This is a genomic window from Tessaracoccus sp. MC1679, from assembly GCF_014164775.1.
In the GTDB taxonomy this organism is placed as follows: Bacteria; Actinomycetota; Actinomycetes; order Propionibacteriales; family Propionibacteriaceae; genus Arachnia.
The window spans coordinates 47069-60503 of record NZ_JACJGB010000011.1; the positions used below are offsets into that span (position 1 = coordinate 47069).

Here is a 13435-nt window from a genome sequence, read left to right on the forward strand (position 1 = left end):
GTGTCTCAGGGTGAGACACCCTGCTCGTCCAGCGGCAGGCTCCTACCCGGTCGTCACGGTGTCCCACAACCCAATCTGCTCGTGCTGATGGCGCCGTTCGCGCTCGTTCTCGGTCAGGGCGTAGTCGAGGCTTGCTGATTCAAAGCGCTTGAACTGGTAGATGGCGTGGTTAAGATGTTGGGCGTTGAACAGGCCGAGGTCGCTGAGGGACTTGAAATCGTCGACGGACAGCCCTGTGACACGCTCGAAGAGGACTGAGTCGAGGGACTCGATGACATGCTTGAGGGCTTCTTCGCGGTAGTCGGTGGTGTACATGAACACAGGGATCTTTGCGAGGAACTTCTGCAGCTTCTCGCGGATCTCGGCGCGGCGCTTCGCGGTCTCCGACTGGGTCTTCTTCTGATCGGGGGTGAGTTTCCCGCCTTGCTCACGCTTGGCCTTCTTCAGGTCCTTGGTGTTGGTGATGACCTGCTGGGCGTTGTCTACGAGTGCTCGGAAGTCCTCTACGTTCTCCAGAGCCTCCAGTAGGGCCGGCTGGGCTAGCACGCTGGCCAGGGTGTGCTCGTTGACGTCGACCAGCAGAGGCGAGTTCCATCGGCGGGCGAGCGCTGCAGCGCCTACGCCGGCGCTGGCCCAGTCCAGGACGGCGGTGGCATCGAGCGGGGTCATGGCTCCGCCGGTGAAGCCGAAGATCGGCAGGTAGTTGATCAGCTCGCCGATGGCCTGGGAAGGCGTGGTGTCGCCGGTGGTGGCGAGCTTGGAACCGTATTCGGCCACGAGCGACAGGGCGCGGTTGGGGTCGAACTCGAAGACGTAGCAGGTTGTCTTGCGCAGGTCTAGATTGCCCTCGGCGTCGCGATAGGACCAGGGCGACTGGACGCGGAAGGCGGCCTGGAAGTAGGACTCGGGGCTTTTGAGCGACCGCAGCATGAGGATTGCGCCCCACTCGCGCACGGTGATGCCGGTCATCAGCTTCCCGCACGACAGGGTGATTGAACCGTTCCGGTCGCCCTTCTTCACGTCCTCAATGGCACGTTCGACTGGCGGCAGTGCTGCTACGCCCTGGCCGGCCTTGTTGCCGGCGGCGATCACGATCTCGAACTGGGAGAAGTATGGATGCCTTTCCAGTTGCTCGGCCATCGCGAAGCAGGCCGCGACGTTGTTCATGTACCAGACCGAGTGTTTCACAGCGGACTTGAACCGCACAGCCTCGAATGGGAAGGGCGGCTTGTCCTGGGTGAGCACCTGCAGCTTCATCTGGTCCGACAGCTTGCCGCGCAGCATTTCCAGGAACTCGCCGACCTCATCGGGGCGCTCGAACTCGTGCGTGCCGTTTGGCAGCCGCTGGGCCTTGAAGAACTCGTTGAGGCTGAAGCCGCTGAACTCGCCGTCCTCGGCGTAGTCAGCGGCCTCCTTGCCCATGTCGTAGGAGTACATCTGCATCTGCGGCAGCGTGATGTACGGGTTGGAGGGTGGGTCGGGCCACAGCGTCTTCTCGCGCTGCTCATCGACATATGTCCAGTTGAAGATCGCGTCCTCGGTGAACTCGCCGTCGGTGATTGCCCGAAACGGTGTGCCCGACAGGTAGAGGTAGTGCTTGGCCTTGACCTCCAGTTCCTCGGTCAGGTCGTCGGCGGTCACCTGCTCGTCGGGCTCGTCGGCCTCGGCCTCATCCTTGTCGGCGGGGTCGTATAGCGCGCGGGCGGAGTCGCGCCAGGCGCCGAAGTGGTATTCGTCCAGGACGATCGCGTCCCAGTCGATGAGGTGGATGACCTCGTTCTTGACCTTGATGTTGCCCTCAGAGTCACGGCCGCCCAGGTCCTGGAGCGACGCGAACCAGACCACGGGACCGTTGTAGTCTGCGGCGTCGTCGCGCTCTGCCTCGCTGGATTCCTTGTCGATGTAGCGCCAGCCGTCAAAGTCGACGTGCGAGACCAGATCGTCATGCCAAGCGGTAGCTACGGCGGGCTTGAAGGTCAGCACCAAGACGCGCTGCCAGCCCATCTCTTTGGCGAGCTGGTAGGTGGTGAAGGTCTTGCCGAAGCGCATCTTGGCGTTCCACAGGAACTTCGGTGCCTTGCTACCGGCTTGGTTCCGGAAGTAGGCCGCGGTCAGATCCACAGCGGCCTGCTGCTCTGGGCGCATGGTGAAGGACTGGGTCCGCTTGGGCTGGTAGGCGATGCCGGAGCGCACAACTTGGACCGCGGCCTTGACCTCGTCGAGGGTTGCCTCGAACCACTCCCCGCCGGTGCGATTGATGCCAGCCGCGACAAGGGCGGAGTGCACGTCGTGGTCCGAGAACTCGGGGCCATTGGCACGGGTGGCCGGCTCGTCGAGGAGGATCGTCACGCCCTTCAGACCTGGGTACGCGGTGTTCAGCTGCTGTCGGATCCGGGCACGTGCGGTGCCCTTCGTGGTCTGGCCGACCTTGAGCAGGCCAGCGCCCGTCACGAGTTGGGAGCCCTCGGTGCGCTCCCAGAGCTCGGTATCCTTCCCGACGACGGTGTAGACGTAGATCCGGTTCGTCACTCCTCGTCCTCCGGGTCATCGGGGACAGCCCCGGGGCGATACTTCGCCCCCCCCGGCAGGTGACTGACAGGGATGGGCGAGTCTAGTGAGAGATTCACCGAGCGTGGCTTGATGGTCGCTTCAATGTGTGCCCGTTCCTCTTCCGAGAGGCCGAAATGGTCGTAGAGGTCTGCGTCGGTCCAGGCGCGAGTCATATCCATCATCGGCACGAACCTGAAGCGATCCGGGGTCACGTGTTGGGTGAGTTTCCGCTGCAGGACCAAGAATCTGACGAACTTCGTTGCCAAGAAGTTGGCATAGTTCACCGTCTCTTCTCGTGACTCGAACATGCCTGCGATGAAGTAGGTCTGCGTACATGCTGAGCCAGGCGCGAGTGCGATCGGTTCACCGAGGACGACATCTACGATGTTCCCCTCATCATCAACGGGAGTGTCGCCGCTGGAGACCATCGGCAACAGGACCTTCCAACGATGGACCCATCCGTGGTTGCGTTGGATCTGATCGGGGCGGCTGTAGCCAACCTTCGTGTTGTAGATGAGGGGAATCGATCCATCGAAGGGCTCGGCCACGCTCCCCGGGTAGTTGGAGCGCATCGTCAGGCCGAAGGGTTTGGTCACACTGCACACAGACTCAACGAACTGCCCCGCGTGACCCACCGCCTTGTCGACGATCGAGGCGGCGCGGTTATTGCGGATCACAACACCGTCACCCGCACGAAGGTCCCTGACCATGGTCGAGCGGATGCATCCATCGATGCGAGTAGAGAACTTGCAGTCGCCGTCGTAGGAGCGGTCCCACAAGAAGTAGGAAACTCCGCCACGAATCTTCACTCCGGGGAAGCAGTCATAGATCTTTGGGTTGTCTACGATCTCACGGATCCGGCGATCAGCGATCATCCTGCTCCGGAACCCGTCCAACCCCTTGCCGCCGGCGAACCAACGAGATGGCGTGATCATCACGATGTAGCGGGGGTCGAGTTCGATCGCCTTCTCAACGAAGTGATGATAGATCGTCGATGCGGTGGCCCCGAACCCTTCTGTGCCGATCTGGTACGGAGGATTACCGACGATGACGTCGAACTTCATGTTTGCCATCTCCTTGGTGGGGTAGGCGCCGTGGATGAACGAGTAGGCGTAGTTCTCGCGGTCCTCGCCGCGTTCAAGGTCTTCGGACGCCCGGCACACCTTGCACTTCCCGCCAGTGTCGAAGCCGTGAGCGGCCGAGATAAACGGCAGGTTGCCTAGGGGGTCGTCGAACCGCACCACGCTGTGGGTGCCGGAGGCGTCAGCGGCGCAGTAGACGCTGCGGCGGGAGATAATGCCGGTCATCTCGGTGATGGAGGCGCCGAACAGCATGTTGCGGAAGATGTGCTCGCGGCGAGTCACGAATTCCGGCTCCCAGTCGGCCAGACCGTCGAACAGGCGCTTGGCCACCTCGCGAAGGAAGACTCCCGACTTGCTGACCGGGTCGAGCCACACGTAGTCGGGTCGGCTCCAGACCTCCTCGGGTAGCAGGTCTAGCATCGCCCGTGCCAGCGTCGGCGGGGTTGGGACCTCGTCGTTGGAGAGCTGCGCGAGGCAGTCGAGGATGTCGGGGACGTGCTGTCCAAATTGAGTAGTCGTCATGCTCGAACCTTCCGCGAAGCTGCCACAGGCCCCGGGTTGTCGGCCAGGACTGAGTAGTGGATCGGAACCGCGTCGGCCTTCGGAACCGAGAACAGATCCATCTGGTCGACCTCCCCGGCAGTGGACCATTCACGCTGGAAGGTGCCGTTGCGGCCGGCGCGGTAGTCGACCCACTCGATCGAGTGCAGGCCGGTCAATGTGTTCGCCAGGACGATGTTGGTGCCGAGGATGGCGTCGGCAGCCGCGGCGAAGCCGGCTGTCGGGACCTTGGTATTGAGGTCGTTGTCGAGATGGGACTGGAAGACGTGCTTGAGCCGTTCTCTTGACTCCTCCACGTTCTCGGGATCGATGTCGATTGCGTAGATCGAAGCGAGCGCGCGCAGCAGTCGGTGCTCGTAGAGCTGGACCGACCGGTAGCGTAGCGAGCTGGTGTGCGCAATCTTGCGGCGCAGTATCTCTTCGAGGAAGTTGCCTGACCCGGCCGCCGGTTCGAAGAACTTGTGGTCGGTGTTGCTGGGGGCCGCGGCGGACGGGAACATGTCCGGGATCAGGTCGAGCATGGCAGTCACCTCACGGCTGTGGGTGTAGACCTCTGCCAGGTCACGCACCCGCTGGCGCGTCTTGATCTGCAACGCTGCTCCTCCTGTGTCTGGCCCCTCCATTCTGGCAGGCGGGCATGTCCTTCCGGATCAGGGTCAGTCGCGTTTGGAGCTGTCGGAGCTCGTCAGGGCGCTCGATAGCACGCGCGCAGGGCGCTCGGCACCGGTGAACGGATCTAGGATCACCACATCTGGGGCGGTGGTGGTGATCGTGTCTCGCACGATCGTCGCCGTCTTGTCGTCGAGCAGGCCGGCGTGGTGGAGTGCGGCTGCCAACAAGTACGAGCGTTGCGCGTCGTTTTCCGGGCCCCGAATGTCCTCATCGTTGGGTAGCTGGTTCCAGATGGGGGTGCAGGTATCTGCGGATGCGGGGTCCAGCGTCACGGACCGCATCGCGCTGACGGCATCCGGGTCGTGGCGGAGCCGACGCAGCAACGGGCCTGTCAGTAACGGGAACAGGTCGGCGGAGTCCCGCAGCAGGATCTGATGATGTGCTCGTTCGACGATCACCGGCAGCACGCTCGCCGGTGAGGATCGTACGGCGATGGTGAGCGAATCGATCCACTCGCGACGATCGCGGGGATCGTTGGCACGGAACCAAGCCTCCAACTCGGCGAACATAGTCCGACTGCGTGCATCAGTAGGAAACAGCTCGCAGAACAAGGCACGGAGTTCCGGAGTGGCTTCGAACCCCGGTCGCTGTGTCACCGCGTCGCGCAAGCTATCGGCAGGGATCTGCCACGAGTCAGGCTCGACGAGCAGCTCGTAGACCACGTCGGGCTCTCCTAGCCGTGGTGAGGAGGAGCCCATGCGCTCCAGGCAGGCCAGGAACAGCTCGAGGTCGCGTCGTCCACCTCGATGCGACCACAGCAGATACTCCGCACTGCTACGGAAGTCTGGGTTCGCGTCCGCCTCGGCACGGATGAGCTCGCTGATCGCAGGGTGCGGCGATGGGCTGGTGCTGAGGCGGCGGAGCACGCTTGAACGAGCATCGCCGACTGAGCTGCCTTTTGCTCGAGAGGCGGAGAGGAGCGCGTACACATCAATCCCGAAGTGCGCGTAGACGTCGTCCCAGTGGGCGTTCAGGAGATCGACCAGTTCCCGGTCGACCCCTCCGAACAGATGGTGAAGCTGCACGCCTGGGCGGTTCGGTTCCCCGATCGTCTCGAGGAGCCCGTCGTGCAACGCCAGATCGCCGAGCAGGAGCATCCCCACCCACCCCGTTTGCCGGCGATCCTCCATGTCGGGTCCATATCCGCAGAGCGCGGTTCTTACCTGAGCTCTCAACCAAGCGGTCGCAACCTCGGTCTGCGCTTGCTCGGCGTTCGGTGAGATCCGGTATCGGTCGACACGCCGAATCAGCCCGGTCAGCGCGGTGCGCTGAACCCACACGTCTGGATCCTCGCTCCAGTCTTGGAGAAGTTCAAGCAGCACGGCAGGGGTCAGATCGGAGCGGGTGAGAGCATCCACGAGCACCTCCCGCGCTTGCGGGGGCAGGTACGCCAGCTGGTCGAGAACTGCGTCCATCATGGTGTTCGCGGTGGGAGTAGAACGGGCACCATAGGCACGGACGATCGCTGGTGGTGCCGGGTCCTGGATGCCGCCTGAAAGGTGCCGCGGGTGCTGCAGGGCGTGCAGCGCGAACATGATGACCGCGGGATGCTCGGGCCACGCGGCGATGATCGAATCAACGTGCCAGGTGAGATGCTCCGTCCCGACCGCGGTGCACAGCTTGGCGAGCTCGTCAGGGTCGTAGTCGCTCACGATGGCGGCCCTCGCGGGGTCCTCTGGGGTGCTGGCGAGCCGGATCCAGGCATCGGCGATGGCCATGGCTACCACGACGCGTGCTTCGGTGTGAGGCCGGCTGCCTGCTGACCGCAGCAACGAGACGAGAACCGCGAAGCCTTCGGCGTCGCCGAGCGCGTCGACTGCGAGAGGGGCAAGCGGCGCGGCCGACTCGAGGGGGCCGCGCAGGCGTTCCTGGAACGCTGCCTGCACTTGGGGGTGTTCTCCGAAGCGTTCCAGCAGTGCGGCCCCGGCTCGGACGGGACGCCACGAATCGAGAGCGGGCAGGAGAGCGTCAAGCGCTTCATCGTCTGGCAGCGATGCGGAAAGGGCGATGACGCCGTCGCTGAAGGACGGCTTGGTGACCTTCTCCCGGATGGTCACCGCGGCGCTCCGTGCGAACGCTGGTTCGGCGCGCCACGAGTCTGGAATGAGAGCGAGGTTGTGCAGCACCAGCCCGTTGCGGTCGGGGTTCTCCAGCTCGCCGGCCACCCAGTTCTTGATGTCATCATCACCGTTGAACGTGGTGCATGCCAACAGCCAGGCGATTGACCGGTCGCCACCGGTGTTGCCGTTGCCCGACAGTGTCTCCAGCACGAACCGTGCCGCCGCCGGCTGCCCGGAGAGGGCATGCTGCACAAATGGGATGGCTAGATCCTGCCAATGCTCCCGAGGCCGCAACCCTTCGTGCCGCAGTAAACTCCCTAACCAGTGCACTTCTGCCGGGGTCAGGTGATCGAATCGCCCGGTCGCTGCCTCCCCCAGCAGATGCAGGGCGCACACGCGCAATTCCGGGGTGATCTGAGACCGCGCCCACTCGAGGAGGGCCGGCAACTGCGGCCACTCCGGCCACCCCGTCCCCAAGCACAACAGGGAGAATGCTTGCTCGATGGCGTCCGCACCGTCGCGTACCCTCGCCTCGATACGAGCGCCGATCCGCCTATCGCCGCCATATCGGACGGCAATGGCATGCGCGGCGTTCAACTGGACCGCTTCATCCTCATGCCGCAGCCCCCAAAGCAGCGCGGGAAGAACCTCGGCCTCCGCGACAGCCGCATCCCGCAGCATCCATAGCGGAGACGTCGGCTCCGGGTGTGAGGCGCTCAACCATCGCTTGAACGTCGCGAGCAGCCGCGGACGCAGCGACGCATGTTTGGTCATCGCAACGAGGGAGACGATTAGTGTCGCCCGGTGGGTCATGCTCGGATGCTCACTGACACGGTCGATGATCTCCGCTACCCATTGTGATTGCTTCTTAGGCGTGACCGGCACGTCGGCAGCGATTGCCTCCGCGATCAGTTCGTACCTGCTCACCGGGTCAACGTCAGGGTGTTCGCTGAGCCGGGTGAGCAGGGACGCGTTGACGTGCGCATTCACCTGTGCGGCGAGCCCCGCGATCAGCACATCTCGCCAAGTCGGATCGCCTGCCCGGGCGCACAGGGTCGTCTCCTGCTCGTCTGGCGCGAGCGTCGCCAGGTGTTCGCCGGCGAGCTGATCGAGAAGAACCCGGTGCAGGAACCCGACCATCCCGGTCCCTTGCGGGACGAGCAGACCGTACTCGTCCTCCGCCTGCGACAACACCGCGGCCGAGACTCGCGCCGCATCACCGGGCGGATACGCGAGCCCATCATCACGGCGAAGTTCCTCCCGGAACCGCCGTTCCATCTCGTGTCGAGGACGGTTTGCCGAGCCTGCTTCAACTCGGGCCTGGTAGGCGACGCCGCGCAGCACTGTGAGCATGTCCGCGGTGGAGAATTCCGACCCGGCGGCTGAGGAGGCGCGACGACGCATCTGCGGGTGCTTATCCACCAGCAGTTGAACGAGCGCAGAAAAGAGTTGAAACCGTTGTGGGGGCAGCGATTCTCCGCGCCAAGACTTCGCTAGCAGGCTGAGGAAGAGAGGTGTGCCGAGCAGGGGGCTTAGCGCCGGGATGTGAGTGAGCTCGGCCAGGAAAGACTCTGCGTGAGGGCTCGACGGTCCGTTCGTGCCGATGGTGTCGGACTCAGAAAGAGCCCGGGTTACCAGTTCCACCTGCTGGGGGTGGGTGAGCGGGGCGAGTACCGCTTTCGCCCAAGGTTCCACCCAGTTCAACCGGTCTACCGCGTAGGGGCGGGCGGTGAGGATCGCGCTGATGTTGCGTTGTGCCACGAAGGACTCGATGAGCCCGAGCGCGTACTCGGCGGATGCCGTATCGCTCCATTCGTCGACCCCATCGACCAGCAGAACCGCTCGTTCGTCGTCGAGGGCTGGCTGAGTGAGGTCCCAGGTGGAGGGGCCGCCTTGCTGGGTGACCCATGCCTGAATAGCCGAGACCACCGAGTTGGTGGTGGATTCCTTGAGGTGACGGCACAGGAACCCGAACGGGAGCCATAAAGGTAGGTCGCCGGCGTGCGCACGCTGCAGCGCTGCAGACTGTGGTTGCAGAGCCAGGATGTCCGCCGCGGCAAACATCAGAAAGCTGGACTTGCCCGACCCGGGCGCGCCGACAAGCAGCCGTAGACGGGCGGAATCGGTCCACTCATCAACAGGAGTACGAGGCCTACCGTCCTCGGGCAACCTAATCAGATTCCGCCGTTGCGGCCTGCGGGTGCGGCGACGCAGCATCCGTGGTGTGCCTGCGTACTCATCCATCGGCTGGATCGACACTGGCGGTGCAGTCTGCTCCGGCTGCGGCTCCTGTGTGCTGGCGCGCTTGGTGGGGTCCTCGGTGACCGGTTGCGTGTCGAGAACGAGATAGGGCAGGCCTTGCGCGTGCGTACCGGTGACGGTTGATGCGGCACCCTGTGCCCGGAACGCGGCTCGGTAGAGGCCGCCGAGGGCAAGGCGGGCGGCACGCGCTTGCTCGGGAGTGATCCGCCGGACCAGTTCTGCCGCACGATCCTCTCCGCAGAACGTGTTCACCCAGGCACGGCCGAAGAAGTCGTCCACCAGCCGCGGTTCGTTGCGGAGCCGATCCGAGACTTCTTCCGCTCCCCACGCCTTGAACTCGATGCCCTCGGCTGCGAGGCGTTCGTACGCGGCTCGGACTGCGCTATCCAGCTTGACGTCACGAAGCGAAGAGCTCGTGGCGTAGTAGAACTGGGAGCACCGATCCGCCCACTCCCCGTTGAGGAAGTCGGTGACGGCCGAAGTGATCGACGCGGCGGTGACGGTCTTCACCCGACGTGACTGCAGGGCAACGAAACTTCTGCCCCCAGCGGCGGGGGCGGCAGTCAACGACTGCGTAGTTCGTGCGTAGACATCGATCCCGGCCTGGGCCTGGCCGGGCAGGCCGAAGAGGGTCGCATGCTCGATATGAGCTTCGGTTTCTAGTAGACGCATGAACAGGCGTTCCGCGTTTTCCGGACTCAATTCGCCAACGGGAAGCAGCGCAGGCTTGGATTGCGCCGGCGGCGAAGACGGCCACGCACCATCAGGTGTAGACCAGAGGGCAGCCGGCATGTCGCGTGCGTACGTCGTCATGCTGCCATTGTGTCTTTCCGGCCTGACAGTGCGTGCGCGACGCAAACCGGGGGCCGATCAAGCACCCGGCCCGCTGCTCCCGCTGCGGACGCAAATCAGAGAACGGCTCGGCGCACGTTTCATCGACAGGGTTCGTCGACACGCGGCCCCGCCATCTGTCTGCCTGTAGAACGTCCAAAATCAAAACCCTGTGGCGGCGGGTCAGGGGACCAACCCTTTCCACGCCGCCACACGTCATCGGCCACGACATCCCTGCCATGGTTGGTCCGAGGACGCTGGGGGCCTTTCGGCCGTCTCTCATGCTAGTTCAGAACCTGCAACTTCAGCCATCGCGCGGCCTCAGGCCAAATCAGCACGCTCTCGACGCGGTGCTGGTGTGCATTCAGGATCGCAGCTGCGGCCTGGTCGGCTCCAACGACTACGTAGACACGTGGTCGCGCAGGAAGGGTCGGCAACTGCTCAAGGGCTGCAGGCGTCAGCACGACTACCCGGGCTCGGTGCCATCTGTGAATGAAGTCGTCGACATCGTCGATCCACTCGACATTCTCCAAGCCGTCGGGGAACCAGGTGCAAGCTGGCGCGTGGCCGATAGCTTCCTCTGCCGGTCGGGTCCAGATCCACGGGGAGAGTTCGTAGCCAGGGGTCCTCATCGCGGCGGCTTTGGCGACGCCATCAACGACGCGTTGCTCGTTCGAGCCGATCCAATGTCTGGTGTCTCGGTAGGCGAACTGGGCAGCGTGGCTGGCCTTGAGCACGTCTCGCACGTCCAGAGGCCCTTCAATGGGCCGGTAGCGGTAGCCGGCGGGATCAGCGGTCTGGTTACGTAGGAGCAATCCTGTGCCGAGTCGTTGAGCTAGAGCGGTAAGTACCTGGTGGGGCCGCTGAGTGCCAGGGGGTGCGCTGATCACACCAAATGAGATGGCCGAGGTCATGATCAGATCGACGTGGTCGGCCGGCAGGTTTCGGAGGAGCTGAAGGTCCATTTGGTGTCCTCTAGGTTGCGGGCTGGTCAGACCCTGCGATGGATGACACCGAGTCTAGAGCTCAGGCGATTCGGTGTAGCGAACAGCCCTCATGATGAGCGCCTTCCTGCCCCGATGGCTATTAGTTAGTCCAATGCATAATCAGTGTCGAAGCAGAACTAACCAAAGACAGCATTCGATGGGTGTGTCAGCTATTCTCGTGGACTGCTCCGAAAGACGGTTTGACTTCGACCGTTGCTGCGGATGCAAGCTACGGCTTCCCTTTTCGTGACCAAGGGCACGCGTTGAGGTTTCTATAGCTATCGTCTTCTGCTATCGGGCATCATCTATTTATCAGGGGGAATTTCATGTCGGTCTTGAAAAGCACTGGCAAACGCCTGCGCACGGGGGCAGCGTCGCTGGCTTTGATCTGTGGACTCACCCTTGCTACGGCCGATCCGGCCACAGCAAGCACTTGGCACAACAACACCGATCCAGTGTCGACTGGGTGCGTGAACAGTGCTAGCTACGTCGGAACCCGCACTCTGTGGGAGGGCTACACAGTCGAAGTGCGGTATTCCTCTGCCTGTCAGACGAACTGGCTTAGGTTCCCTCGTGTCCCTTGGTACAACTACGACGTTGTGCTCCAAAGCGAATACCCTGGCATGGGCACTGTGAGCCAGCGGTTCGGTCCTAGCAATCAAGCTTCATGGACTCGGCAGGTGTACGCGCCGGGTTCCACCTGCATCAACTTCAGCGTGCGGATGGTGGCTCAGGCTATGAACAGCAACGTCAAGTATTTCCGCGTCTGCTGAGTCGAATCGGGACCTGGTTGGACGCCAAGAGAATGGCGGTGCACTAGCTTAGGTAGTTTCCCCACCACCCCGACCCCTACCCGGGTCGGGGTGGTGGGTGTTTGGGGTTTGGCTACGGGTTTTGTCCCTATCCGGCGGTATGATGGAGCCATCCATTTAGCAGGGGGTTTGACCAGCTCCCTCAGACCGGAAGGGGTCTTTTCTCATGTCTCGTGAAACTTTGGAGTACCTCAACGCGAACACCTTGATCGGGTTCACGGCCAAGCGTGGTGAGGCGTGGCATTACCGCGAGTCGCTGCAGGGTGTGGAGCCGAACCACTACCCGGGCGCGATCCCGGTGGAGGATGTGCGGCGCCGGCTGTTCGGGTGGGAGCCGGTCGAAGCGATGTCGGCGGCCATCGTGATGACCGCCGACGGCGTGCAGACGATCGTCGACGAGACGCGGAAGCAGATCGTGCACCCCGACAGCGGCCAGGTGCTGGGGGTGTTCAAGTCCGGTTATCAGGTGCACGGCTACGACGAGTGGCTGGTGCGCAACGTGGAGACCATCCTGGACGATGACGATCTGCGGATCGGATCGGCCGGGCTGCTGCGCGGCGGCGCTCAGGGATGGGTGCAGATCGAAACCGAAGCCACCCAGAGCGTCGAGGGGGTGGAGCACCGCCCGTTCCTGACGGCGGCCACCTCGATGGATGGATCCATCGCCACCACCTACGGTGTGGGCACTCAGGTGGTGGTGTGCGACAACACACTGAGCGTGGCGTTGGGTTCGTTCGCCAGTTCGGTGAAGGTGCGGCACTCCTCGAAGTCGCTGGGCCGGCTGGGTGACGTCCGCGACGCGCTGCAGCTCGTGATCGGTGCGGGGGATGCGTTCGGCGCTCAGGTGCGCGAACTGATCGCGCAGCCAGTCAGCGAACCAAGATTCGAGCGGTTCCTCACCGCCTGGACCGCTGGCCCGACCGACAGCAAGCGGGCGCAGACCCTCGCCGAGGGGAAGCGGGCCGCGCTGCACGGACTCTGGCGCCTCGATGGGCGGGTGGCGCCGTGGCGTGGCACCGCGTGGGGGGTGGTGGCTGCGGTGAACACCTACACCCAGCACGAGGCACCGATCCGAGGCGCCGACCGGGTGACCCGTAACGCCGAGTTCATGGTGCACGGCCGCTACAACACCCTCGATGCCGGCACCCTCGAACTCCTCGCGACGGTCTGAACCGTGGACACCTATCAGGAGGGCTTCAAGGCCGGCTACCGCTCTGCTCAGCAGTTCTACGGGCTCGCGGCCCGGGAGCGTCTGGACCGCATCGCAGAAGCCACCCGAGGGCTGCGGGAGTTGATCGCCGCTCGCGGCGGCTGCCCACCCGCCGAGCTGATGGCCTACCTCGACGAGGTGACCGGCCACACGACCGCCGACACACACCACCGCGCCCACGAACTACAGTAGCGCGCTTGCGCGCACCAAACACGCGCGCACACACAACCATAAGACCGGTTCGGCCCGCTTGCGGGCCGGGCCGGCCCCTCGCGGGAGGCCCGAAGGGCCGACACCCCAACACCCAACCGGCAGCCGTAAAGCCTAGTCAAGCGGCCTTTAGGCCGCTCCCAAGCAGCGGGCCGCTTGCGGCCCGCACGGTGGCGCGCTTGCGCGCCACCTGCCCCCC

General features: G+C 63.9%; 8 protein-coding genes. 3 read left to right on the plus strand and 5 right to left on the minus strand.

Translation table 11 applies throughout. The features are described 5' to 3' along the window. Positions 1-42 precede the first annotated feature (42 nt). The 5 genes from H5398_RS15700 to H5398_RS15720 form a co-directional block, all read right to left on the minus strand. Positions 43-2529, minus strand: coding sequence for a GIY-YIG nuclease family protein (locus tag H5398_RS15700; RefSeq protein WP_182800717.1), 2487 nt, complete (start codon positions 2527-2529; stop codon positions 43-45). Next, the gene (locus H5398_RS15705; protein ID WP_182800718.1) at positions 2526-4154 is read right to left on the minus strand and encodes an Eco57I restriction-modification methylase domain-containing protein; all 1629 of its coding nucleotides are present in this window, start codon (positions 4152-4154) and stop codon (positions 2526-2528) included. Before H5398_RS15705 ends, H5398_RS15700 begins: the two co-directional genes overlap by 4 nt. Continuing rightward, positions 4151-4786, minus strand: coding sequence for a hypothetical protein (locus H5398_RS15710; RefSeq protein ID WP_220489577.1), 636 nt, complete (start codon positions 4784-4786; stop codon positions 4151-4153). Before H5398_RS15710 ends, H5398_RS15705 begins: the two co-directional genes overlap by 4 nt. A 63-nt stretch (positions 4787-4849) precedes the next feature. After that, a complete protein-coding gene (locus H5398_RS15715; protein ID WP_182800720.1) occupies positions 4850-10000 on the minus strand; it encodes an NACHT domain-containing NTPase in 5151 nt (1716 codons plus the stop codon). A gap of 302 nt (positions 10001-10302) precedes the next feature. After that, positions 10303-10983, minus strand: a complete 681-nt coding sequence (locus H5398_RS15720) for a hypothetical protein (protein ID WP_182800721.1) — start codon at positions 10981-10983, stop codon at positions 10303-10305. A 347-nt stretch (positions 10984-11330) separates the two neighbouring features. Here H5398_RS15720 and H5398_RS17950 point away from each other — a divergent pair, with 347 nt between their 5' ends. From H5398_RS17950 to H5398_RS15735, 3 genes are all read left to right on the plus strand, one after another. Further along, positions 11331-11777, plus strand: a complete 447-nt coding sequence (locus H5398_RS17950) for a DUF2690 domain-containing protein (RefSeq protein ID WP_182800722.1) — start codon at positions 11331-11333, stop codon at positions 11775-11777. 205 nt (positions 11778-11982) lie between these two features. Continuing rightward, complete coding sequence (locus H5398_RS15730; RefSeq protein WP_182800723.1) at positions 11983-12987, plus strand: DUF932 domain-containing protein; 1005 nt, start codon at positions 11983-11985, stop codon at positions 12985-12987. Between the two features lie 3 nt (positions 12988-12990). Beyond that, positions 12991-13218: a hypothetical protein gene (locus H5398_RS15735; RefSeq protein WP_182800724.1), complete on the plus strand. Its 228-nt coding sequence runs from the start codon at positions 12991-12993 to the stop codon at positions 13216-13218. Positions 13219-13435: the final 217 nt, after the last annotated feature.